The sequence below is a fragment of the Yersinia pekkanenii genome (assembly GCF_001152565.1).
Taxonomy (GTDB): domain Bacteria; phylum Pseudomonadota; class Gammaproteobacteria; order Enterobacterales; family Enterobacteriaceae; genus Yersinia; species Yersinia pekkanenii.
On record NZ_CQAZ01000013.1, the window covers coordinates 73151 to 97443 of the forward strand.

The window sequence follows — 24293 nt, forward strand, 5'->3', positions numbered from 1 at the left end:
CACAGTAACGTTGATATGCTAGGCTAACTTTAGCGGTGCTAGCTTATCGGCAATGCCCCCTGATTGGTCACTTGTATTCTTTGTTATCCGTATCGTGATTATGGAGTCGCTATGCCCCCTGAATTTAATTGGCAAGAAATTGATACCGTGTTGTTGGACATGGATGGCACCCTGCTAGATTTGGCATTCGACAGCTATTTCTGGCTAAAACAGGTACCGGCAACACTCAGCCAACGCCGGGGGATCCCGCTGGAGCAAGCGCACAACATTATTCATGATGAATATCTGGCGGTGCAACATACCTTAAATTGGTATTGCTTCGATTACTGGAGTGAACGGCTAGATTTAGATATTTACGCCATGACCACAGAAGCTGGCAGCCGGGTTCGCCTGCGTCAAGATACCAAGCCATTTTTATCCGTTTTACGTGAGCGGGGTTTACAAACAATTTTGCTCACCAACGCCCACCCACACAGCCTGGCGGTAAAAATTGAGCACACAGCTCTTGACCAGCACCTTGATTTATTACTTTCCACCCATACATTTGGTTATCCAAAGGAAGATCAACGGCTGTGGCAAGCCGTCACACAGCATACCGGGTTGGATCCGGCCAGAACCTTATTTGTCGATGACAGTGAAACGATCTTGGATGCTGCTCGTACCTTTGGTATCCGTTACTGTCTGGGCATAGAAAACCCAGACTCCAGTTGTGCTGACCAAGCATTTCATCGTCACCCTGCAATCAATGATTACCGTAAGCTGTTACCCGCTCTACAGTTACGTTGTGAATAAAATGACGTTGTGAGTAAAACAGCCGAAAGGAGTATCCATGAAGAACAAAACAGTCTCTGACGAATCGGTTCGGCTGGATAAATGGCTATGGGCCGCCCGGTTTTATAAAACCAGAGCAATCGCCAGAGACATGGTGGATGGCGGTAAAGTCCATTACAACGGTCAGCGCGGTAAACCGAGTAAGTTAGTTGAACTCAATGCTGAAATCCGTCTGCGTCAGGGCAATGATGAACGTACCGTGCGGGTATTGGCATTACACGGCCAACGCCGTGGTGCAACTGAAGCGCAGGCACTGTATGAAGAGACTGAAGCCAGTATCGCTAACCGCGAAAAGGTGGCACAGGCGCGCAAACTGAATGCCCTAACCATGCCACATCCGGATCGGCGACCGGATAAAAAAGAGCGCCGCGACCTGATTAAATTTAAACAAGGCGAGCCTGAGTAAGGCCCGCCGGAATGAGAAAAAACCGATGACTAATCACGATCAATTACACCGCTACCTGTTTGCTAACCATGCTGTACGCGGTGAGCTGGTTTCAGTCAATGAAACCTACCAGCAGGTATTAGCCAACCATGATTACCCACCTGCGGTGCAAAAACTATTAGGTGAAATGTTGGTCGCGACCAGTTTGCTGACCGCTACCCTCAAATTTGAGGGTGATATCACCGTGCAATTACAGGGCGGCGATGGCCCACTGTCACTGGCGGTAATTAACGGTAATAACCAACAGCAAATGCGTGGTGTCGCCCGTTTTAAAGGCGAAATCAGCGATGAAAGCACACTAAAAGAGATGATCGGCAACGGCTATCTGGTGATAACCATTACACCAGCACAGGGTGAACGCTATCAGGGCGTAGTGGCATTGGAAGGTGATACTCTCGCCGCCTGCCTGGAAAATTACTTTATGCAATCAGAACAATTGCCGACACGCCTGTTTATCCGAACCGGCAAAGTGGAAGGCAAAGCGGCGGCGGGCGGTATGCTGTTACAAGTTCTGCCAGCGACCGATCGCAATGAAGATGAATTTGATCATCTGGCACAACTTACAACCACAATTAAAGCTGAGGAGTTATTCACGCTGCCAGCCAATGAAGTGCTGTATCGTTTATACCATCAGGAAGAGGTGACGTTATATGAACCACAAAACGTGAGCTTCCGTTGCACCTGTTCCCGTGAACGTTGTGCTGATGCATTAGTCACGTTATCCGAAGATGACATCACCGAAATGCTTGAGCAAGATGGCAATATTGATATGCATTGTGAGTATTGCGGCAATCACTACCTGTTTGATGCCGTCGATATTGCTTCATTAAAAGAGGGCAACAGCCCTTCCTCGGAACAAATTCATTAATTACTATAATGATTGGTTGGGTGCTGACTCGTGCCCAGCTAATTCTTCTGGTGTTTCATACTTGCGGCAATCCGTGTCCTATCTCTCATAACCTAGCGAAAAATAGGCCATATAGTGAAATATTTGAACGCTATCGCTGTTAATCAGAGGTGAGCATTTACAATCGCGGGTAGAAAATTGACGATCCAGGAGTTATGACATGAATGTTAAAGGAATTACCCCGCAGGAGCTCGCCGCCTATGGCATCCATAACGTCAGCGAGATTGTTTACAACCCAAGCTATGATTTACTGTTCCAGGAAGAGACCAAACCCACGCTGAAAGGATACGAGCGCGGGACCCTCACCACGACAGGAGCAATCGCAGTAGATACCGGTATCTTTACCGGCCGATCACCAAAAGATAAATATATTGTCCGCGATGCTATCACTCAGGATACCGTGTGGTGGGCCGATCAGGGCAAAGGCAAGAATGATAACAAACCTCTGAGCCAGGAAATCTGGAACCACCTGAAAGGGCTGGTCACCCAGCAACTGTCTGGCAAACGTCTGTTTGTTGTTGATACATTCTGTGGCGCTAACGCAGATACCCGTCTACAAGTACGCTTCGTCACTGAAGTCGCCTGGCAGGCGCATTTTGTCAAAAATATGTTTATCCGCCCATCAGATGAAGAACTGGCCTGTTTCGAGCCGGACTTTATCGTCATGAACGGCGCTAAATGCACCAATCCGGATTGGCAACAACAAGGTCTGAACTCAGAAAACTTTGTTGCTTTTAACCTGACAGAACGTATGCAGCTCATTGGCGGCACATGGTATGGCGGCGAAATGAAGAAAGGTATGTTCTCAATGATGAACTACCTGCTGCCCCTGAAAGGCATTGCTTCTATGCACTGCTCAGCTAACGTCGGTGAGAAAGGCGATGTCGCCATCTTCTTCGGCCTGTCCGGTACCGGTAAGACCACGCTGTCTACCGACCCGAAACGTAAGTTGATCGGTGATGACGAACACGGCTGGGATGATGACGGTGTATTTAACTTTGAGGGTGGCTGTTACGCCAAAACCATCAAGTTATCCGAAGAAGCCGAACCTGATATTTACCATGCGATTAAACGCGATGCTTTGCTGGAAAACGTGGTGGTGTTGGCAGACGGTAGCGTTGATTTCAACGACGGTTCTAAAACTGAAAATACCCGTGTTTCTTACCCGATCTACCACATCGAAAACATTGTTAAGCCGGTTTCCAAAGCGGGCCATGCGACTAAGGTTATCTTCCTGACCGCCGATGCCTTTGGTGTATTACCACCGGTATCACGCTTGACGGCCAATCAAACCCAGTATCACTTCCTGTCTGGCTTTACTGCCAAACTGGCGGGCACTGAGCGCGGTGTGACCGAGCCAACGCCAACCTTCTCCGCCTGCTTTGGTGCAGCATTCTTGTCGCTACACCCAACGCAATACGCAGAAGTACTGGTTAAACGGATGCAAGCGGTGGGAGCACAGGCCTATCTGGTCAATACCGGCTGGAATGGTACTGGCAAGCGCATCTCCATCAAGGATACCCGTGCCATCATTGACGCCATTCTAAACGGTGAAATTGATAAGGCAGAAACCTTTACCCTGCCAATCTTCGATCTGGCGGTGCCAACGGCATTACCGGGTGTGAACCCTGAGATCCTCGATCCTCGTGACACTTATGCGGATGTCGCACAGTGGCAAGAGAAAGCCGAAGATCTGGCGAAGCGTTTCACCACTAACTTTGATAAATATACCGATACCCCAGCAGGTGCCGCGTTGGTCAGCGCCGGGCCAAAACTCTAAGTTAGCGTTAATTTTGTCAGCAATCTAAGGGGCATGTAAGTGCCCCTTTTTGTTTTTCACTACGCCGCTAAAATGTGCTTTGAAGAACAAATCAAATCACGGCTGGCGGCTTAGGCTTCACATCCAGCGGCAATGGAATATACGCCCGGATCCGTAACCCACCCCGTTCGCTGGTACCGATATCCAGTGAACCGGCGTGAGCATCAATAATCCGCTGCACAATTGCCAAACCCAGCCCGGTACCGCTGGTACTGCGAGCGCTATCGCCACGGACAAAAGGCTGGAACAAATGCTTTAAATCCTCCGGCTTAATACCGGGACCATCATCTTCTACCTGAAACCAGGCCCGCTGTAGCTCGGTGCCGCTACTCACTTTTATCCAGCCATTGCCGTAACGGGCCGCATTCACCACCATATTGGCCAAGGCGCGCTTAATCGATAACGGATGAATATCCACCAGCACTTCGCCATCGCATAAATCAGTTTCAATCACTCGCTCATAGCCACTTTCGGCCGCAATCACCTCGCCTAATACCGCGTTGAGATCACTTGACTCGGTGGGCATCTCCTGCCCGGTGCGCAGATAATCGATAAACTGCTCGATAATGGCATTACACTCTTCAATATCTTTATTGATCGACTCAGAAAGGTATCCATCGGCTTCACTCATCATCTCGGTCGCCAAACGGATCCGGGTTAATGGTGTGCGTAAATCATGGCTGACCCCAGCCATCAACAAGGTGCGGTCATCCGCCAGCAACTTCACGCCAGCCGCCATTTGGTTAAATGCCCGGGTCACCGAACGCACTTCTGAAGCGCCATACTCGCGTAAAGGCGGCGGAATAATACCCTTCCCGACCTGTAAAGCCGCATGTTCCAGCTCGACCAAGGGCCGATTCTGAATACGGATAAACAGCCAGGCACCGCCAACGGCCAGTAACATAATGGCTAGGGTATAACGGAACAGTGGCGAGAAATCGCCCTGATGGATCTCAGTTAATGGCACCCGCACCCAAATATCTGGCGATAACCACGTTTTCAACCAGACTACGGGGGAGTTTTTGTTAACTTCAACTCGAACATCGGTTGGCCCACCCAACTGCTGGGCCATTTGGTCACTGAGAAATTTGTAATGTTGCGCCCAACGTAGGCCACTTTCCTCCGCCGCTGCATTGGTATAAAGCGAAATCCCCAATTCACGGTAAATCTCACGCCGAAACGCCGGCGGGACTTCAAGTAGCGTGCCATCTTCCAGTTGCAGCCGGTCGGTCATCAACATACGAACTTCATAGGCCAACACTTTATTAAACTGCTGCAAACTGGGCAAAATGGCGAAATTCAGCACCACCAAGTACGTGGTGACCAGGCTGACGAACAGCAAGGTCACAATCAGTAGTAAGGTTCGGGCAAATGAGCTACGTGGAGAAAAGTGCCATCGCCTCATGCTTTACTGCCGTCCGGCACAAATACGTAGCCCAGGCCCCATACAGTTTGGATATAGCGAGGATGCGCCGGGTCCTCTTCTACCATGCGCCGCAGACGTGAAATCTGTACGTCGATAGAACGCTCCATCGCACTGTATTCGCGACCACGAGCCAAATTCATCAGCTTATCGCGGGATAGCGGCTCGCGTGGATGGCTTACCAGTGCTTTCAGCACCGCGAATTCACCACTGGTCAATGGCATAGGCTCGTCTTCACGGAACATCTCGCGCGTCCCCAGATTGAGTTTGAACTTACCAAACGCAATAATCGCTTCTTCCTGTGAAGGTGCACCCGGTAGCTCATTCGCCTGACGACGTAACACCGCACGGATACGAGCCAGCAACTCACGGGGATTGAATGGTTTCGGAATATAATCGTCAGCGCCAATTTCCAGCCCAACTATACGGTCCACTTCTTCGCCTTTCGCCGTCACCATAATGATCGGCATGGGGTTACTTTGGCTACGCAGGCGACGGCAGATAGACAAACCATCTTCACCCGGTAACATCAGGTCGAGCACCATCAGGTGGAAAGACTCACGGGTTAGCAAGCGATCCATCTGTTCAGCATTGGCAACACTGCGCACCTGGAAACCTTGCTCTGTCAGGTAACGTTCTAACAGCGCACGCAGGCGCATATCGTCATCAACGACCAGAATCTTGTGGTTCTCTTGCATTTTATTACTCCCAAAGGCCATATTGCCCGAACCTGCACATTGTCAGAAAAACTTACGCTAACAGACAGCGATTAATGGTATACATTCTAGTCGAAATTGTTACAAAGCTTATTGTTGTGCCTAATTATCAACACTTTCGTCAAATGGGCGGTAGCGGATCTCTAGTATCCAGTAGGTTGCTTCACCATTTGGCGTCTGAACCGTCACCTCATCATCCACCTGTTTACCAATTAAGGCGCGAGCAACCGGCGAGTCGATAGAAATCCATTTTTTCGCCGGATCAAACTCATCTGGCCCAACTAAGCGAAAAACACGCTGCTCTTCTGATTCATTTTCTACCCGCACCCAGGCACCAAAAAAGACTTTCCCTTCCTGACGTGGGTCAGGATCGACCACTTTCAGCACTTCAAGGCGTTTGGCCAGAAAGCGCACCCGGCGATCAATTTCCCGCAACCGCTTCTTGCCATAGATATATTCAGCATTTTCCGAACGGTCACCCATTGCGGCGGCTTCAGACACCGCTTGCGTCACTATCGGGCGCTCTTCCCGCCACAGATAATGCAATTCATGATCCAGCGCTTGCCAGCCTTCGCGGGTTATGTAATTACTTTTAGCCATAAAATTGTTCCCTTGGCATAGAGACCTCTACTATACCTAAATTTTTACCGATAAGTTCAGTCCGGCGACCGCGCTACTGGCAATTTATCCGTGCAATCCGTATAACTATCATTAGCCGTTTTTCCCACTCACAAATTGATATTAGACTTATGAATGAACAACTGAGCAGCATTATTGCAAACGAAATACAAGCACGGCCGGAGCAAGTTATCTCTGCTATCCGTCTGCTTGATGAAGGTAATACCGTTCCCTTTATTTCGCGGTATCGTAAAGAAGTTACCGGCGGGTTGGATGATACCCAGTTGCGCCAGTTGGAAAGCCGTTTGGGCTATCTACGTGAACTCGAAGAAAGACGTCAAACCATTCTTAAATCAATTGAAGATCAGGGCAAGCTCACTGAGCAATTAGCCGCTGCCATCAACGGCACGATGAGTAAAACCGAGCTGGAAGACTTATATCTTCCTTATAAACCGAAACGCCGCACCCGTGGGCAGATTGCGATTGAAGCCGGTCTGGAGCCATTGGCAGACAGTTTATGGCACGATCCGCAACAGGATCCGCAACAGGTTGCTCATACTTATATCAATGCCGACAACGGCGTCGCGGACACCAAAGCAGCACTGGATGGTGCGCGCTATATCCTGATGGAGCGTTTTGCTGAAGACGCTACCCTGCTGGCCAAAGTGCGCCAGTACTTGTGGAAAAATGCCCATTTAGTGGCAAAAGTGGTGGAAGGTAAAGAGCTGGAAGGCGCTAAATTCCGCGATTACTTTGATCATCACGAACCTATCGCCCAAGTACCTTCTCACCGCGCACTGGCCATGTTCCGTGGCCGCAATGAAGGTGTGTTGCAACTGGCACTGAATCCCGACCCACAGTTCGACGAACCGCCTCGCGAGAGTCAGGGCGAACAGATTATTATCAACCATCTGGATCTGCGGCTGAATAACGCGCCGGCGGATAGCTGGCGCAAAGCGGTAGTCAACTGGACCTGGCGTATCAAAGTGCTGATGCACTTGGAAACCGAGTTGATGAGTACCCTGCGGGAACGGGCCGAAGACGAAGCCATTAATGTATTCGCCCGTAACATGCAAGATTTGCTGATGGCCGCACCAGCAGGGATGCGCGCTACCATGGGTCTCGATCCCGGCCTGCGTACCGGCGTAAAGGTGGCGGTGGTTGATGCTACTGGCAAGCTGGTGGCCTTTGATACCATCTACCCGCATACCGGGCAGGCGGCCAAAGCCGCTGCTGTGGTGGCGGCCCTGTGCATCAAGCATCAGGTTGAACTGGTGGCTATCGGTAACGGCACCGCATCACGGGAAACCGAACGCTTCTTTACCGAATTGCAGCAGCAGTATCCGGCCGTCACGGCACAGAAAGTCATTGTCAGCGAAGCCGGGGCCTCGGTTTACTCTGCTTCTGAGCTGGCGGCACTGGAATTCCCGGATCTGGATGTCTCTATCCGTGGGGCGGTATCTATTGCCCGCCGGTTACAAGACCCCCTGTCTGAGCTGGTAAAAATTGATCCGAAGTCTATCGGGGTCGGCCAGTATCAGCACGATGTCAGCCAAAGCCAACTGGCGAAAAAGCTGGATGCGGTGGTAGAAGACTGCGTAAACGCCGTTGGTGTGGATTTAAACACCGCATCCGTGCCGTTACTGACCCGTGTTGCCGGTTTAACCCGCATGATGGCGCAGAATATCGTTAACTGGCGTGATGAGAACGGCCGCTTCCATAACCGTGAGCAATTACTGAAAGTCAGCCGTCTGGGGCCAAAAGCCTTTGAACAATGCGCGGGCTTCTTACGCATCAACCACGGTGATAACCCGCTGGACGCATCAACCGTGCATCCCGAAGCCTATCCGGTGGTTGAGCGCATTTTGGCGGCAACCGAACAGGCATTGCAGGACCTGATGGGCAATGCTGCAGCGCTGCGTAATCTCAACGCACGGGATTTCACTACCGAGCGTTTTGGTGTCCCGACGGTCACCGACATCCTGCGCGAGTTAGAAAAACCGGGTCGTGATCCACGCCCTGAGTTTAAAACCGCGACCTTTGCCGAGGGCGTCGAAACCCTGAATGATCTGACGCCAGGCATGATCCTCGAAGGTTCGGTGACGAACGTGACCAACTTTGGTGCCTTTGTGGATATTGGTGTTCATCAAGATGGTTTGGTGCACATCTCGTCACTGGCAGATAAGTTTGTCGATGACCCGCACAAGGTGGTGAAAGCCGGTGATATCGTCAAAGTTAAAGTCATGGAAGTGGACCTACAGCGCAAACGTATTGCCCTGACCATGCGCCTTGATGAGCAACCGGGTGAAAGCGGTTCGCGCCGTGCTGGCAATGGGGCGAATAATGGCACCAAAAACAATAATGACAATCGCGGCACCAGCCGCCCGCGTAACAGCAATGACTCGAACAGCCGCCCGGCAGCAAAAGGGCGATCAGACAGTAACAGTAATACGGGCAATAACAGTGCCATGAGTGATGCACTGGCTGCGGCCCTGAAGAAACGCTGATACACACCGGCCAAGGGTCACATTTCTGTGGCCCTTCTCATATTCTTTTCTTCTATAAAGTTGATGACTTATCTTTTAAATTAATTAGCACGAAATTCTTTTCTTGGGTAAAAGGCCCACTCAAAGCAAAAGTAGATCGGGCTGATTTAACAATCTATTTAACATGAAGGTTAATTCAATCAGCAACTCAGGCTAATTTATAAATAATTACGAGGATATGCTGCGAGTTAATTAAAATCCGAATGTTATTTTATTAAAATCATCGTGAGCCGATTATGTTAATAATCGGTATTTATCCGTATTGACAGCGCGTTATAGAAACATTCAGTTAACTGATTTAACTCATCATTCGCATTTGCGATCAGTCTGATTTGATGGTAAAACAGGCACAAATAGAAATCAGACTCATTAATTATAAAAATGAAATTGTAATGAATACTTACTTTTAAGTATTTAACCTCAGTTGAATATGAAAACGATTCTTACTATTATTATTTTAATCATTACCTTTTAGAGTGAACATTACTCTGAATTTTGGTACGCCAATAATGTAATAACGAGAGGCTGCTATGCATCTTATCCCACAGCGTTCCTACAAAATTATTGGTTTCTCACCAGAGATCAGCCCGGCTTATCGGCAGAAATTATTGTCACTGGGTATGCTACCCGGCTCCTCATTTAATGTTATTCGCCTTGCGCCATTAGGTGACCCCATCCAGATAGAAACCCGCCGGGTCAGTCTGGTGGTCCGTAAAAAAGACTTAGACCTGCTGACGCTGGATCTGCAACCATAATATTTCAGCGCAACACTCAGGAATTTGGTATTGCAGGATAGACATCTTACTTTTGTTACCAGGTGGTGTGTGAACATCACCCTGCGTAGCCTGATTTTAATTTACTGATATCACGTTGGATCATGAAAGCACTCACAATCGGCCTGATCGGCAACCCCAATGCGGGTAAAACTACCCTTTTTAACCAGTTAACCGGTGCCCGTCAGCGGGTAGGTAACTGGGCCGGGGTCACTGTCGAGCGCAAAGAGGGCCACTTCAGCACCGCACAGCATCAGGTGACATTGGTCGATCTACCAGGGACTTACTCCCTGACGACCATTTCTGAACAAACTTCGCTGGATGAGCAGATTGCTTGCCACTACATTCTGAGCGGCGAAGCTGACCTGCTGATTAACGTGATTGACGCGGCAAATCTGGAACGTAATCTCTATCTGACATTGCAATTAGTCGAGCTGGGCATCCCCTGTATTGTCGCGCTCAATATGTTGGACATTGCCAAAAGCCAGCATATCGATACTGATATCAATGCGTTATCTCAGCAATTGGGCTGCCCGGTTATTCCACTGATATCAACCCGTGGGCAAGGGATTAATGAATTAAAAAACAGCATTGATGAGTTTCAGCCCGTCAGCTTTAAAGCCTTGGTGAACTACCCAGCCGTACTTCTTGGCGAAGTGGATAAGCTGGTACACGCCATGCCTGGATCGTGGCCGGTGCAGCAACGCCGCTGGCTGGCGCTGCAAATACTGGAAGGTGATATCTACAGCCTGGTCCGCGCGGGTATAGCGCCGTCAATCGTTGAACTGGCACGTAAAAATCTGCGAGAAAGCCAACACGATGATCCGGAACTGGTGATCGCCGATGCCCGCTATCAAAGTATTGCCCATATCTGCGATGCGGTTGGTAACTCGCAACAGGCGCAGCCAAACCGCCTGACACAAGCGCTGGATAAAGTGATCCTTAACCGTTGGTTAGGTGTCCCTATCTTCCTGTTTGTTATGTATTTAATGTTTGTACTGGCCATCAATATCGGCGGGGCATTACAGCCCATCTTTGATATCGGCTCGGCGGCTATCTTTATTCAGGGGCTGCAATGGGTCGGTTACACCCTGCATTTCCCGCAGTGGCTGACCATCTTCCTCGCCCAAGGCGTGGGGGGCGGCATTAACACGGTGCTGCCATTGGTACCACAGATTGGCATGATGTATCTGTTCCTCTCTTTTTTAGAAGACTCCGGCTATATGGCCCGCGCGGCGTTTGTGATGGACCGGCTGATGCAGGCCCTGGGATTACCGGGGAAATCCTTTGTCCCACTGATTGTCGGTTTCGGCTGTAACGTGCCCTCGATCATGGGCGCACGCACGCTGGATGCACAACGTGAACGATTGATCACCATCATGATGGCACCCTTTATGTCCTGTGGCGCACGGCTGGCTATTTTTGCCGTCTTCGCCGCCGCATTCTTTGGGCAAAGCGGGGCCAGTATCGTTTTCTCTCTCTATCTGTTGGGCATCGCCGTCGCCATCCTCACCGGGCTGGTACTGAAATACACCATCATGCGCGGTGAAGCCTCGCCCTTTGTGATGGAACTGCCGGTTTACCATGTTCCCCATCTAAAGAGCTTGTTATTACAAACCTGGCAACGCCTTAAAGGCTTCGTACTGCGAGCCGGGAAAGTCATTGTCATCGCCAGTATCTTCATTGGTGGCCTAAACAGTTTCTCTTTCAGCGGTAAAGCGGTAGATAGCATCAATGACTCGGCGCTGGCTTCAGTCAGTAAAGTGCTGACGCCATTGCTGGCACCCATGGGGGTCCATGAAGATAACTGGCAGGCAACCGTTGGGTTGGTGACCGGGGCCATGGCAAAAGAAGTGGTGGTAGGAACATTGAATACGCTCTATACCGCTGAGCAGATTAAAAATGCGCCATTTGACGCAGAAAACTTCAACTTACTGAGTGAATTAGCCGGTGCGGTCGATACCACCTGGCAGGGCTTGAAAGACACCTTTAGCCTCAGAGTATTATCTAACCCGATTGAAGCCAGTAAAGGTGATGGCGAAATGGCCGCCGGTTCTATGGGGATGATGAGCAGCAAATTCGGTTCCAGTATTTCCGCTTATAGTTATCTGATTTTCGTATTGCTGTATGTACCTTGTGTCTCTGTCATGGGCGCCATTGCGCGAGAAACCAGCCGTGGCTGGATGACCTTCTCAATACTGTGGGGATTGAACGTCGCATACTCACTGGCGACTCTGTTCTATCAGGCTGCCACCTTCCACCAGCACCCACAGCAAAGCATCAGTATTATTGCGCTGGTCATTATCATTAATGCACTGATCTTATTTGGTTTGCGCCGTGCACGTAGTCGGGTCACGGTTAGATTACAAAACAGTGCACCGGCCTGCTGTAGCCAAAACTCTGGCAATGATTGTCATTAAACGATAACCACCATTAACGGATGTTTTTCATCAATAAGGAGGGGCTATGGCAAGTCTGCTGCAATTACGCGATGCAATCGCCCTCAACGGCAGCGCTGGTGCGAGCCAGCTAAGTCAGCAATTGGCAACGCCTTTACCCTTGGTTGAGGCCATGCTGGAAAAACTAACGGCGATGGGTAAGATTGAACGTATTGAGCAGGATAACAGTGGGTGCTTAACAGGCAGTTGCAAGGGTTGCCCGGAAGGGAAAAGTCAGTGTAACACTGTCATTTATCAGTTAAAAAATCATCATTAAAAATGAAGAAGAGATACCTAACCTGGCATCTCTTCTTACCCAACTCAGATAACGTATGTCTTCACTTACTTATAGACATCAGCATTGGCATCGAATTTCTTCTTCTCACGTTCGGCGATAATCACATAATATTTACCGCCCTTCTCGTCTGCCAGTTTTGACAGCTCTTCCTTCACATCCATTGGCGAGGTTGCCTCACCCGAGGTTGTGATTGTGCCGATCTTCTCGTAATTCTTCGCTTCTTCTTTAGTAATTTCTTTAGCGGCCATCGCGCCGAAAGAAACCCCAGTCACCACCAGAGCTACAGCCAGATTTCTCAATAAACTCATACCAAATACCTCGCAAGTTAATGGTTAATGCGTATAAAGATAGTTAAGCAAAACGAATGTGATATTTTTCTAATTCAGAGAGTTAGCTGATATGATGCAGTGCTATATGACAGCCTCACAACCCCAAAGATAACGCACTCAAATAAAGAGGTGGTTAACACCGCCACTGAGTCACGTCTGGTTTAACCTTCTTAATTATTAGTCATATTTGATATTTAGCTATTAAATGACCGATTAAATTCTATTGGCTTAACTTTTTAGCGCTTTTTTATTTATAGCAATCTTATTTATAACCATAAAGTCGGAGCACCTTGAGTGTCGGGTGCTACCCCTTGTTCTGCTGCGAAAAATCCAGAATTAATTTTGAAAAATCATCAGGATGAGAAACAAATGGCGCATGGGCTGCCCCCTTCATCACCACCGACTGAGTCTGTGGCCAGCCGCTATCTAATAACGAAGCCACTTTGCGCGGTACCAGCCCATCCAGATAACCATAAATACGCAGAAAGGGCAGAGTGCAATCTGCCAAAACTTGCCGTAAATCTGTGGTACGCAGAATTTCCAACCCGCCGGTTAGCACGTCTACCGCTGGCATTTGATGTTGCAGCACAACGGCTTTCAATAAACGGGCATCCTGCCGTGCGCTTTCAGTCCCTAGGGTTTGCAACGCCAGAAAACGTTCAACGGTGCGCTGGAAATCGTCATTTAACTGTTGTTGAAACCCAGCTAATACTTCCGGTCTGATCCCCGGCCATTCATCATCGGCGGTAAAGCACGGAGAGGAAGAGACAGTTATCAGCCCATGGACACGCTCTGGAGCGCTCAAGGCTACCTGACTGGCCACCAACCCGCCCATTGACCAACCGAGCCATAAAGCCTGCTGCGGAGCCTGCTGCAACACGATTGTAGCCATATCAGACAACGTCATCGCACCAAAATCTTTGCTGCGCCCATAACCGGGGAGATCCACCAAATGCAGACGAAAATGCGGCGCGAGTCGATCAATGATGCAATGCCATACTCCGGCATTCAGCCCCCATCCGTGCAGTAGCACAAGATCGTAATCGCCCTCACCGCAGGTGTTCCAATAAAGTTGTTTCATACGTTAATATCCTGACCAATCCGTGCTAACAGCCATGTCAGGCATTTTGCAGGATTCAATTGTTTAGTGGAAACGTTGTTTTATGGAAATAGAGCATATAGCCAAAGTCATTGGAGTTTCAGGTAGGTGGCAAGTGAACGAGTCCCGATGAGCTTACATCAGTAAGTGATTCGGGTGAGTGAGCACAGCCAACACCCCTGTGGCTTCAAGAACGAAGAATATTCAAGGAAGATAAACATGCTAACAATCGTCAGCCGGTGCTGGCTATGCCAGCAGCCGCTATATCATCCATGGCATGGTATCTGTTGTTACTGCCGCCGCCATATCCCTGAGTTACCGCACTGTTGCCCTCGCTGCGGTTTGCCCTGTAGCAACACCATTTTGCCTTGTGGCCGCTGCCTTATCAAACCGCCACGTTGGAGTAGCATCATCTTTGTCAGTGATTACGTTCCTCCCTTGAATGGGTTGATAAAAAAGCTAAAATTTAATGGCACTGCGCAACTGGCCTCCGTACTGGCTCGTTTATTGTTGCTGCGCTGGCTTGATGCCTGGCGTCACTGTCAGGTTCTCAAACCGGAAAGGATCATCAGTGTCCCCTTACATCGCTGGCGCTGCTGGCGGCGCGGTTATAACCAGACAGATCTATTAGCGCGGCCATTAGCACACTGGCTTGGTTGCCACTACAGCAATATGACCTTACAACGCATACGGGCGACATCGCCTCAGCAGCAATTGGGTGCCACGGCGCGACGTAAAAATCTGCGCGGAGTTTTTTGCTGCATGGAGTCTATTCGTGGTCAACATATTGCCCTACTGGATGATGTAGTGACTACTGGCAGTACGCTGAATGAGATTGCCAATCTGCTATGGGCCGAGGGGATTGCTTCATTACAGGTCTGGTGTATCTGCCGAACCTTGTAGTCACCCTAACAATGGGCGTATTATAACCGACAAGAACAGTCAACTATTGAGCAGATGCCATGATCACAATAACAGACGCAGCACAATCTCATTTTGCCAAACTGTTGGCAAATCAAGAAGAAGGCACCCAAATCCGCGTATTTGTTATCAACCCCGGTACGCCAACCGCTGAATGCGGCGTGTCTTACTGCCCACCGGATGCGGTTGAAGCAACAGATACCGAACTGAAATTCGAGCAGTTATCTGCCTATATTGATGAATTGAGCAAACCGTATCTGGAAGACGCTGAAATCGATTTCGTCACTGACCAGTTAGGTTCTCAGCTAACCCTGAAAGCACCTAATGCCAAAATGCGCAAAGTGGACGACACTGCGCCGCTGATGGAACGGGTGGAATATGTTCTGCAATCGCAGATTAACCCACAATTGGCGGGCCACGGTGGCCGTGTAACATTGATGGAAATCACGCCGGATGCATTGGCTATTCTGCAATTTGGTGGCGGTTGTAACGGTTGCTCGATGGTCGATGTCACCCTGAAAGAAGGCATCGAGAAAGAACTGTTGCAGAAATTCCCAGAATTGAAGGGTGTGAGAGATTTGACCGAGCATCAGCGCGGCGAGCACTCCTACTACTGATTATCCTGCGTCCTTGGCGCTACAGCGGTGTTAGCTTCGCTCCCTCACCCGAATCACTGACTCAAGTCAGCTCATCGGGGTTTGTCCGCTTGCTGCCTTGCTGTAACACCAATGACTTTGGCTACTATTAGACGGTTAACCAACCTTATCCTGCGTCCTTGGCGCTACAGCGGTGTTAGCTTCGCTCCCTCACCCGAATCACTGACTCAAGTCAGCTCATCGGGGTTTGTCCGCTTGCTGCCTTGCTGGAGCGCCAATGACTTTGAGTAATATCTTTCTTAATGTTGACAAAATCAGATGCCAAACAAAGGGGAAACGTGCCGTGGCGTAAGCCACCGGAGTGCCCCTAGGTGCGGTTACCCCTTGGTCCACGGACTTAATTGTTGATTTTGTCATCACATTCAGAGGGGTTTATCCCCCCTTTTTTTGTTTTTTTACCCTTAACCTGAATCGTGCAGGTATTAGCCCACCGAAACATTCTTGCGGCGCTTATCCAAATCCTTCAACAAGCGATTAACCTGGTCGTCAGCAAATATCTCTTCCAATGTCGCAGACAATTTACGCCGCCAGTTGGGATACTCATCGCTGGTACCGGGAATGTTTACCGGGGTCGCCATATCCAACCAGTCTTCCGGTTGCAACCCCAACAACGCACTCGCGCTGTCAGCAACATAACGCTGCAATCCCCGGTTGAGAACAGGGCTCATCGACAGTAATGATGCCTTGTGACCCACCTTCTTGGGCACACAATCATAATGATGTAAGCCTTCTAACAACCCTTGCTTAGCGCGCTCCCTATCAAGATAGAGCTGCTTCAACATCTGCTGGTCTGGGTATAACCCCAGTTTACTCCCCAAGGTCAGATCATCGCCTTGCCAATAGCCTCGTAAGGTCGGCAAATCATGGGTCGTAATCGTCGCCATCGCCTGTACCGGATAAGACTGTGGCGCCCGGAAAATATTCTCGCTGTCGTGCTCAAAATAGAGCACTTTGTAGGAATACACGCCACTGTCACGCAATTTGCCCACAATTTCTACCGGTACGGTGCCTAAGTCCTCACCAATAACCATGCAGTGATGACGCTGACTCTCCAGCGCCAAGATCGCCAGTAGGTCATCCACCGGATATTTAACATAAGCCCCTTGATCGGCGGTATGCCCGTAAGGTATCCACCACAAACGCAATAACGCCATCACGTGGTCGATACGCAAAGCGCCACAACTGGTCATATTGGCGCGCAGCAAATCGATAAAAGGCTGATAGGCACGAGCGACCATCACGTGTGGGTCCATTGGTGGCAACCCCCAGTTCTGACCCAGTGGCCCTAAAATATCGGGCGGCGCACCCACCGAGGCTTTCAGGCAATATAACTCGCGGTCACACCATGTTTCAGCCCCCCCTTCCGCCACGCCCACCGCTAAATCACGGTACAGGCCAATCGGCATTTTTCGCGTTTGGCTGGCGCGGAAACAGTCATCAAACTGACAAGCGGCCAGCCACTGCAACCACAGATAGAAAATCACGTCACTCGCGTGCTCACGGCAAAAATCAACCACCGCACTGCTATGCCCATCACGATATTCTGCTGGCCACACCGGCCAACCCCACATCATCGGGTCATTTTCACTCAAATGGGTATGTAAGGCATCAAAAGCAGCTTGTTGATGTAGGCTGCGACCACCTTGCTCAACAAACTGGTGGAATGCCTGCACCCGCGCATCTTTTGCTTTACGGGCGGTAAACAGGGGAAACGCCAAACGCAAGGCAGTCAGTTTAAGCTGCATAACTTGCGGATAATCAACCCATTCGCTGGCCCGACTTGCCGCCAGCGCACGCTGGGTTTCGGGCTGATGCCACCAGGTCTGGGCCGCTTCGCTGTGCTGAAATTCATCCACGCTGTTTACGTCGATATAAATCACATTCAGCCAGCGCCTTGATGAGGGGCTGTAAGGGCTGGCACTTTGTGGATTTGCCGGATACAACGCATGGATTGGGTTAAGACCGATAAAGGCCCCACCGCGTTCCCCTACCTGCCCTAGCATCTGATTCAAGTCGCCAAAATCACCGATACCCCAGTTACGTTCGGAACGCAGGGTATACAGTTGTACACAAGCGCCCCAAAGTTTTTTCCCCGCTAACAATGCATCCGGCTCATAGCAACGTTTCGGTGCCACAATAACCGAGCACTGCCACTGTTGTAAGCCTTGATCCATAATCAAACGGTGATAACCCTGCGGCAGCGAAGCCGGTAATGTCAGCGTTTTTTTCGCACTGATACGCCCTTGATGCAGCTCACCTTTTTCGGTCTGTAATTGCCAGTGATAATCACCAGAACCGGCCATTGGCAATTGCATCGGGCTGCCAAAAGTAAATACTTTCACCACGGGTAATGGGGCATTTCCTGCCTGGGTGTCCTGAGGCACATGAGTGCGCCCCATTGCCGCCAACAACTGCTGCTTGGTTTCCGGTAAAATAGCCTGCGGCTTGCCATGAGCATTAATATAGCTGGCGGCTATCCCTGCCAGTGTCGCTGCTTGATCGAGCGATTTACGATCCATGCAGTCTTCTCCTTAACGTTTGGCTTGCCAGATGCGCAATTGATAATCGCGAATCGAGCGGTCAGAACTGAACATCCCTACCCGAGCAGTGTTAAGAATGGTACGGCGGGTCCATTCATCCTTATCGCGGTACAAGGTGTCAATTTGCTTCTGTGCCTGACAATATGAGGCAAAATCAGCCAGTACCAGATAAGGGTCGCCCCCTTCCACCAGGCTATGCAACATCATGTCAAATGCGTGCTTATCACCTTGGCTGAATGCACCACTGGCCAATTCGTCCAGAATACTGTTCAGATGTGCGTCAGCTTTCAGATATTTCTGTGGCTTATAACCTTTAGCCAAAATAGCTTTTACTTGCGGAGCGGTATTGCCAAAAATAAAGATATTCTCGTCACCCACTTGCTCGGCAATCTCAACATTAGCACCGTCCAGCGTACCAACCGTCAAAGCACCGTTCAGTGCCAGTTTCATATTACCCGTACCGGAAGCCTCTTTACCGGCAGTTGAAATCTGCTCAGAGATATCCGCTGCGGGGATCATCAGCTCCGCCACTGAAACACGATAATCCGGGATAAAGACTACTTTCAGCCGATCTTTAACCATCGGATCATTATTGATCTTGTCAGCTACCTGATTGATCGCATAAATAATGTTTTTGGCTAAATAGTAACCAGGTGCCGCTTTGGCGCCAAACAAGAATACGCGCGGTGCAATATCCAATGCTGGGTTGTCACGGATCTGGCGATACAGTGATAAAATATGCAACAGATTCAAATGCTGGCGCTTGTATTCATGCAACCGCTTAATCTGCACATCGAAGATGGCATCCGGATTAATCACCAGCCCCATAGTGCGTTTAACGTATTCAGCTAACTTAACTTTATTGTCATATTTGATCTGCTGATAGCGGTTGCGGAAAGTCTTATCTTCGGCATAAGGCTCTAGCCTGGCTAATGCATCCAGATCATTGGCCCACTCTACCTTCAGCGTTTCATCAATCAGACTGGATAACGCTGGGTTACATTGCTTCAACCAACGACGCGGCGTAATACCATTGGTAACGTTGTGGAATTTATTTGGCCATAATTGATAGTATTCTGGGAACAAATCGTTGATAACCAGATCCGAGTGCAACTGCGCCACACCATTGACGGCAAAGCCGCTCACCACACACAGATTGGCCATGCGTACCTGTTTATTGTGATGAACCGCCAGCTTGGCCCACACCGCGTCATCCCCTGGCCATTGTTTATCAACTACTTTTTTAAACTGGGTATTGATCTGTTTGATGATGACAAAATGACGCGGCAACAGGCTACGCACCAATTTTTCATCCCAACACTCAAGCGCTTCTGGCATCAAGGTGTGGTTGGTGTAAGCAAAGGTTTTGCTGGTAATTGCCCACGCGGCATCCCAACTTAGCTGATGCTCATCCAACAACACTCGCAGCATTTCAGGAATGGCGATAGTCGGATGGGTATCATTCAGTTGAATCACTTCATAATCTGGCAATTCGGCCACTTTACGGCCAGCCAGATGGTGCTTACGTAAAATATCGGCGACCGAACAGGCACATTGGAAATATTGTTGCATCAGGCGCAGACGTTTACCGGCCAGATGGTTATCGTTCGGATACAACACTTTAGTCAGTTTTTCTGCTTCAACGCCGTTTTGTTCTGCAAGCAGGAACTTACCGTCATTAAAGTTAGTTAAATCAAATGGATGCTGATGAGTTGCCTGCCATAGCCGCAAGGGTTGTGTTACCCCATTACGAAAACCCAATACCGGTAAATCCCAGGCTTCGCCGCGCAAGGTGAACGCCGGACGCCATAACTGACGGCCATCAGCTTGCTTCTCTAGCTTGCCACCAAAGCCGACATCAACCGCCAGTGCCGCATTGTGGCGAAACCATGGGTAGCTTTCGCGCTGCCAATTGTCCGGTGCTTCCTGCTGCTTGCATTCACTGAAAGATTGCCGAAACAGGCCATATTGATAGTTCAGCCCATAACCGGTGGCGGGCTGCTCAACCGTTGCCATAGAATCAAGGAAACAGGCCGCCAAACGCCCAAGCCCACCATTGCCCAGTGCGGGATCGGTTTCCTGCTCCAGTAAGTCACTTAGGTTAATCTGCTGCTCTGCCAGCAACGCCGCTACCTTGTCATACCAACCCAGGTTAATCAGGTTATTTGCCGTTAATCGGCCGATTAAAAACTCCATCGAAATGTAATTAACATGACGCTGTACTTTTTGGGTTTTACCCGCTGCCGGTTGCGCAGACAACTGTTCGGCTAACGCCGCGCTAACCGCTTCCCACCACTGGTGTTGAGTCATTTGTTGAGCGGAAGTTAGGCCAAAGCGCTGCCACTGGCGGGTCAGTGCGGCCAGGAAATCGTCCTTTTTAAGCATAGGCTGTGACATAGGGAGGTCTCTATCCTGTCAGTTGGGTAATTTTACCCTTATCCTGCCAATGAGAACTGACAAGAGCATCATCCTGCCGGGGGATTAGCTGGGGATGAGTCGCAGGGCGTAGCTAAAATTGTGATCGGGTGCAACTTACAGCCACATGAAACATTAACACTATTGCAATAGTATGGCGGTTATCAGACCTTAGCAGCGATGATTAATTACGAGGCTAAAAATAATTACTCTTATGAATGCCTGTAACGACTCTTTACCAATGGATATGTTAGCCGCAGGGAATTCTTCTAACCGGATATTTTTTAAACCGGACACAGCATGCTGATCCCATCAAAATTAAGCCGCCCGGTACGGCTGCAAAATACCGTGATACGCGACCGCCTACTGGTGAAATTATCTGGTGTGGCGAATTATCGTCTGACATTAATAAATTGCCCAGCTGGGTACGGTAAAACCACGTTAATCGCCCAATGGGCAGCCGACCAATCCAGTCTTGGTTGGTATTCTCTGGATGAAAGTGACAATCAGACCGAGCGTTTTGCCACCTATCTGATCGCGGCAGTACAGTTAGCGACCGGTGGCCATTGCAGTAAAAGTGAAGCTCTCAGCCAAAAGCATCAATACGCCAATCTTCCAGCGCTGTTCGCGCAATTATTTATCGAACTGTCCGATTGGGACGGCCCACTCTATCTGGTTATCGATGATTATCATCTGATTACCAATGACGCTATTCATGAAGCCATGCGTTTCTTTCTGCGCCATCAGCCAGAAAATCTGACCCTGATCCTGCTGTCCCGTACTTTGCCACCATTAGGTATCGCTAACTTACGGGTACGTGACCAGTTGCTGGAGTTAGGGATGCAGCAATTGGCGTTTAATCATCAGGAAGCTCAGCAATTCTTCGATTGTCGTTTGTCCGTACCATTGGAACAAGGTGATAGCAGCCGCCTGTGTGATGAGGTTGAAGGCTGGGCCACTGCATTGCAACTGATCGCACTGTCATCGCGTCAGCCAAATTCCTCAGCACAAAAATCAGCAAAACGTCTGGCCGGGTTGAATGCCAGTCATTTATCAGACTATCTGGTGGATGAAGTATTAGATCAGGTTGATAGCAATGCCCGCGCCTTCCTGCTGCGCTGCTCGGTATTACGATCCATGAATGACGCCCTGATTGTGCGTCTGACCGGTGAAGATAACGGCCAGCAGCGGTTGGAGGAGTTAGAGCGGCAAGGGCTATTTATTCACCGCATGGATGACACCGGTGAATGGTTCTGTTTCCATCCCTTATTTGCCACTTTTCTGCGCCAACGCTGCCAGTGGGAATTAGCGCTGGAGCTGCCGGAACTGCATCACGCGGCGGCTGAGGGCTGGATGGCACTGGGTTACCCGGCGGAAGCTATCCACCACGCTTTGGCGGCGGGTGACGTCGGTATGCTACGCGATATTTTGCTGCAACATGCCTGGACGCTGTTTAACCACAGTGAGTTGGCGCTACTGGAGCAATGTCTGGTGGCCCTGCCCTATGCGTTATTAGTCCAAAATCCAGAGCTGGCACTGCTGCAAGCCTGGCTGGCACAGAGCCAACACCGCTATGGTGAGGTCAATACTCTGCTCGAACGGGCCGAAATGGCGATGCAGGAACGTAAAATTCCTATTAATGAAATTTTGCGGGCAGAATTCAATGCACTGCGTGCTCAGGTGGCTATCAATGCCGGTAAGCCGGATGAAGCCGAAAAACTGGCAACCGATGCCCTGAAATACTTACCAATGGCGAACTTTTACAGCCGTATTGTGGCAACGTCAGTCACCGGTGAAGTGCATCATTGCAAAGGGGAACTGAGCCGTGCGCTGCCAATGATGCAGCAAACCGAGCAAATGGCGCGCCGTCACGAAGCCTATCATTGTGCTTTATGGGCGTTATTGCAACAGAGCGAAATTCTGATTGCGCAGGGTTTCCTACAAGCGGCCTATGAAACGCAAGATAAAGCCTTTGAATTGGTTCATGAACAGCATCTTGAACAGTTGCCGATGCATGAATTCCTACTGCGTATTCGCTCTCAGATTTTATGGTCGTGGTCACGGCTGGATGAAGCAGAAGAAGCGGCACGTAAAGGTATCGAAATCCTGGTCAACTACCAGCCACAGCAGCAATTACAGTGTCTGGCGATGCTGGCAAAATGCTCACTGGCACGTGGGGATCTGGATAACGCCAATATGTATATTCAGCGTTGCGAGGCCCTGCAACACGGCAGCCAATATCATCTCGACTGGATAACCAATGCTGATAAGCCACGGGTTATTCACTGGCAGATGACCGGAGATAAAGTCGCCGCCGCAAATTGGCTGCGTCAGGCAGAAAAACCGGGGATGGCCGATAACCACTTCTTACAGGGTCAGTGGCGCAATATTGCCCGAATACAGATTATGTTAGGGCGCTTTAATGAAGCGGAAGTGGTATTGGACGAGCTTAATGAGAATGCCCGCCGCTTGCGTTTAACCAGCGATCTTAATCGTAATCTGTTGTTAAGTAATACTCTTTACTGGCAAACCGAGCGTAAAAGCGAGGCGCAGAAAGCGCTGATTGAATCGCTGTCGTTAGCCAATCGCACCGGTTTTATCAGCCATTTCGTAATCGAAGGTGAGGCGATGGCACAGCAGTTGCGCCAACTGATTCAACTTAATGCGCTACCTGAATTAGAACAGCATCGTGCTCAGCGGATCCTCAAAGATATTAACCAGCACCATCGGCACAAATTCGCCCATTTCGATGAGATATTCGTCGATAAACTGCTGACCCACCCGCAAGTGCCTGAACTGATCCGCACCAGCCCGTTAACGCAACGTGAATGGCAGGTTTTAGGGCTGATTTATTCTGGCTACAGTAATGATCAAATAGCCGGTGAGCTGGAGGTCGCGGCCACCACCATTAAAACTCATATCCGTAATTTGTATCAAAAACTCGGCGTCGCCCACCGGCAGGAAGCAGTACAACAGGCGCAGCGTTTATTACAAATGATGGGATATGTTTAATATTCAACCTATAACGGCGTCAACGCGGTGGTTACCCTAATTGAAAGTACCCTACCGTACAAAATAACATTACATACTGTCTGGTCTTTGTCAGGTAAAAAATGATTATAATCACGAATCTGAATTTTTATTCCCCCGAACTCACGTTGTAAGGCAGACAGTCGTATGGAACAGTTTGAAACAATCAGTATCGAGCAGGCTTATACTCGCCTGAAAGAAAGCAAAACGGTTTTGGTTGATATCCGAGATCCACAAAGTTATGAAGCGGCTCATGCACCAGAGGCGTTCCATTTGACCAATGACAGCCTGCATACCTTTATGCAACAAACTGATTTTGAACAACCGGTGATGGTCATGTGCTACCACGGTAACAGCAGCAAAGGCGCGGCGCAGTATTTGCTCCAGCAAGGTTTTGAGGCGGTTTACAGCATTGATGGTGGTTTTGAAGCCTGGGCCAGACATTATCCGCAAGAGGTGCTGCGCGCCGGTTAGCCAATACTATCCAGA

General features: G+C 49.6%; 19 protein-coding genes. 12 read left to right on the forward strand and 7 right to left on the reverse strand.

Translation table 11 applies throughout. The annotated features are described in order from the left end of the window. The first annotated feature begins 111 nt into the window (after positions 1-111). From yrfG to pckA, 4 genes are all read left to right on the forward strand, one after another. Entirely contained in the window at positions 112-792 is a 681-nt protein-coding gene (gene yrfG, locus AEP37_RS08695) for a GMP/IMP nucleotidase (protein WP_049612408.1), read from the forward strand. Between the two features lie 37 nt (positions 793-829). Continuing rightward, complete coding sequence (gene hslR, locus AEP37_RS08700) at positions 830-1237, forward strand: ribosome-associated heat shock protein Hsp15 (RefSeq protein ID WP_049612410.1); 408 nt, start codon at positions 830-832, stop codon at positions 1235-1237. Between the two features lie 25 nt (positions 1238-1262). Next, positions 1263-2144 carry an Hsp33 family molecular chaperone HslO gene (hslO, locus tag AEP37_RS08705; protein ID WP_049612413.1) on the forward strand — a complete coding sequence of 294 codons (882 nt, stop codon included), beginning with the start codon at positions 1263-1265 and terminating at the stop codon, positions 2142-2144. 199 nt (positions 2145-2343) lie between these two features. After that, positions 2344-3963 (forward strand): phosphoenolpyruvate carboxykinase (ATP), encoded by a 1620-nt coding sequence (gene pckA / locus AEP37_RS08710; RefSeq protein WP_049612415.1) that lies wholly within the window; start codon positions 2344-2346, stop codon positions 3961-3963. 91 nt (positions 3964-4054) lie between these two features. Here pckA and envZ read toward each other — a convergent pair whose 3' ends face one another. From envZ to greB, 3 genes are all read right to left on the reverse strand, one after another. Beyond that, positions 4055-5407 (reverse strand): two-component system sensor histidine kinase EnvZ, encoded by a 1353-nt coding sequence (gene envZ, locus AEP37_RS08715; protein ID WP_049612416.1) that lies wholly within the window; start codon positions 5405-5407, stop codon positions 4055-4057. After that, complete coding sequence (gene ompR / locus AEP37_RS08720; protein ID WP_004393220.1) at positions 5404-6123, reverse strand: osmolarity response regulator transcription factor OmpR; 720 nt, start codon at positions 6121-6123, stop codon at positions 5404-5406. The genes envZ and ompR overlap by 4 nt, the downstream gene beginning before the upstream one ends. 120 nt (positions 6124-6243) lie before the next feature. Further along, complete coding sequence (greB, locus tag AEP37_RS08725) at positions 6244-6741, reverse strand: transcription elongation factor GreB (protein WP_049612418.1); 498 nt, start codon at positions 6739-6741, stop codon at positions 6244-6246. A 149-nt stretch (positions 6742-6890) separates the two neighbouring features. On the opposite strand from greB, the gene AEP37_RS08730 reads away from it, so the two are divergent. The 4 genes from AEP37_RS08730 (at position 6891) to AEP37_RS08745 (ending at position 12793) form a co-directional block, all read left to right on the forward strand. Next, complete coding sequence (locus AEP37_RS08730) at positions 6891-9266, forward strand: Tex family protein (RefSeq protein ID WP_049612419.1); 2376 nt, start codon at positions 6891-6893, stop codon at positions 9264-9266. Between the two features lie 569 nt (positions 9267-9835). Further along, positions 9836-10060, forward strand: a complete 225-nt coding sequence (gene feoA / locus AEP37_RS08735) for a ferrous iron transporter A (RefSeq protein ID WP_049612421.1) — start codon at positions 9836-9838, stop codon at positions 10058-10060. A 122-nt stretch (positions 10061-10182) separates the two neighbouring features. Then, the gene (feoB, locus tag AEP37_RS08740; RefSeq protein WP_049612423.1) at positions 10183-12498 is read left to right on the forward strand and encodes a Fe(2+) transporter permease subunit FeoB; all 2316 of its coding nucleotides are present in this window, start codon (positions 10183-10185) and stop codon (positions 12496-12498) included. A gap of 46 nt (positions 12499-12544) precedes the next feature. Then, the gene (locus tag AEP37_RS08745; RefSeq protein WP_049612426.1) at positions 12545-12793 is read left to right on the forward strand and encodes a FeoC-like transcriptional regulator; all 249 of its coding nucleotides are present in this window, start codon (positions 12545-12547) and stop codon (positions 12791-12793) included. A 65-nt stretch (positions 12794-12858) separates the two neighbouring features. On the opposite strand, the gene AEP37_RS08750 is transcribed toward AEP37_RS08745, so the two are convergent. Both AEP37_RS08750 and bioH read right to left on the reverse strand, forming a co-directional pair. Then, positions 12859-13122, reverse strand: coding sequence for a YdgH/BhsA/McbA-like domain containing protein (locus tag AEP37_RS08750; RefSeq protein ID WP_049612428.1), 264 nt, complete (start codon positions 13120-13122; stop codon positions 12859-12861). A 325-nt stretch (positions 13123-13447) separates the two neighbouring features. Continuing rightward, complete coding sequence (gene bioH, locus AEP37_RS08755; protein ID WP_049612429.1) at positions 13448-14224, reverse strand: pimeloyl-ACP methyl ester esterase BioH; 777 nt, start codon at positions 14222-14224, stop codon at positions 13448-13450. Positions 14225-14461: 237 nt separating this feature from the next. On the opposite strand from bioH, the gene gntX reads away from it, so the two are divergent. Further along, on the forward strand, positions 14462-15145 hold the full coding sequence (gene gntX / locus AEP37_RS08760; RefSeq protein ID WP_049612431.1) for a DNA utilization protein GntX: 684 nt from the start codon (positions 14462-14464) through the stop codon (positions 15143-15145). A gap of 59 nt (positions 15146-15204) precedes the next feature. Then, positions 15205-15780: a Fe-S biogenesis protein NfuA gene (gene nfuA, locus AEP37_RS08765; RefSeq protein ID WP_004714726.1), complete on the forward strand. Its 576-nt coding sequence runs from the start codon at positions 15205-15207 to the stop codon at positions 15778-15780. 461 nt (positions 15781-16241) lie between these two features. Here the strand turns inward: nfuA and malQ are convergent, their stop codons facing one another. Continuing rightward, entirely contained in the window at positions 16242-18338 is a 2097-nt protein-coding gene (gene malQ / locus AEP37_RS08770; protein ID WP_049612433.1) for a 4-alpha-glucanotransferase, read from the reverse strand. Positions 18339-18350: 12 nt separating this feature from the next. Beyond that, positions 18351-20756: a maltodextrin phosphorylase gene (gene malP, locus AEP37_RS08775; protein ID WP_049612435.1), complete on the reverse strand. Its 2406-nt coding sequence runs from the start codon at positions 20754-20756 to the stop codon at positions 18351-18353. Positions 20757-21074: 318 nt separating this feature from the next. Here malP and malT point away from each other — a divergent pair, with 318 nt between their 5' ends. Further along, complete coding sequence (malT, locus tag AEP37_RS08780; protein ID WP_049612437.1) at positions 21075-23786, forward strand: HTH-type transcriptional regulator MalT; 2712 nt, start codon at positions 21075-21077, stop codon at positions 23784-23786. A gap of 165 nt (positions 23787-23951) precedes the next feature. Then, positions 23952-24278 (forward strand): thiosulfate sulfurtransferase GlpE, encoded by a 327-nt coding sequence (gene glpE / locus AEP37_RS08785; RefSeq protein WP_049612440.1) that lies wholly within the window; start codon positions 23952-23954, stop codon positions 24276-24278. The last annotated feature ends 15 nt before the right edge of the window (positions 24279-24293 follow it).

Bases quoted from the DNA above. Each gene is read 5' to 3' on its own strand.
- nfuA (WP_004714726.1), top strand. From the start codon at position 15,205: ATGATCACAATAACAGACGCAGCACAATCTCATTTTGCCAAACTGTTG.
- malQ (WP_049612433.1), bottom strand. From the start codon at position 18,338: ATGGATCGTAAATCGCTCGATCAAGCAGCGACACTGGCAGGGATAGCC.
- gntX (WP_049612431.1), top strand. From the start codon at position 14,462: ATGCTAACAATCGTCAGCCGGTGCTGGCTATGCCAGCAGCCGCTATAT.
- greB (WP_049612418.1), bottom strand. From the start codon at position 6,741: ATGGCTAAAAGTAATTACATAACCCGCGAAGGCTGGCAAGCGCTGGAT.
- pckA (WP_049612415.1), top strand. From the start codon at position 2,344: ATGAATGTTAAAGGAATTACCCCGCAGGAGCTCGCCGCCTATGGCATC.
- feoA (WP_049612421.1), top strand. From the start codon at position 9,836: ATGCATCTTATCCCACAGCGTTCCTACAAAATTATTGGTTTCTCACCA.
- AEP37_RS08745 (WP_049612426.1), top strand. From the start codon at position 12,545: ATGGCAAGTCTGCTGCAATTACGCGATGCAATCGCCCTCAACGGCAGC.
- malP (WP_049612435.1), bottom strand. From the start codon at position 20,756: ATGTCACAGCCTATGCTTAAAAAGGACGATTTCCTGGCCGCACTGACC.
- hslO (WP_049612413.1), top strand. From the start codon at position 1,263: ATGACTAATCACGATCAATTACACCGCTACCTGTTTGCTAACCATGCT.
- malT (WP_049612437.1), top strand. From the start codon at position 21,075: ATGCTGATCCCATCAAAATTAAGCCGCCCGGTACGGCTGCAAAATACC.
- AEP37_RS08750 (WP_049612428.1), bottom strand. From the start codon at position 13,122: ATGAGTTTATTGAGAAATCTGGCTGTAGCTCTGGTGGTGACTGGGGTT.
- glpE (WP_049612440.1), top strand. From the start codon at position 23,952: ATGGAACAGTTTGAAACAATCAGTATCGAGCAGGCTTATACTCGCCTG.
- yrfG (WP_049612408.1), top strand. From the start codon at position 112: ATGCCCCCTGAATTTAATTGGCAAGAAATTGATACCGTGTTGTTGGAC.
- feoB (WP_049612423.1), top strand. From the start codon at position 10,183: ATGAAAGCACTCACAATCGGCCTGATCGGCAACCCCAATGCGGGTAAA.
- envZ (WP_049612416.1), bottom strand. From the start codon at position 5,407: ATGAGGCGATGGCACTTTTCTCCACGTAGCTCATTTGCCCGAACCTTA.
- ompR (WP_004393220.1), bottom strand. From the start codon at position 6,123: ATGCAAGAGAACCACAAGATTCTGGTCGTTGATGACGATATGCGCCTG.
- AEP37_RS08730 (WP_049612419.1), top strand. From the start codon at position 6,891: ATGAATGAACAACTGAGCAGCATTATTGCAAACGAAATACAAGCACGG.
- hslR (WP_049612410.1), top strand. From the start codon at position 830: ATGAAGAACAAAACAGTCTCTGACGAATCGGTTCGGCTGGATAAATGG.
- bioH (WP_049612429.1), bottom strand. From the start codon at position 14,224: ATGAAACAACTTTATTGGAACACCTGCGGTGAGGGCGATTACGATCTT.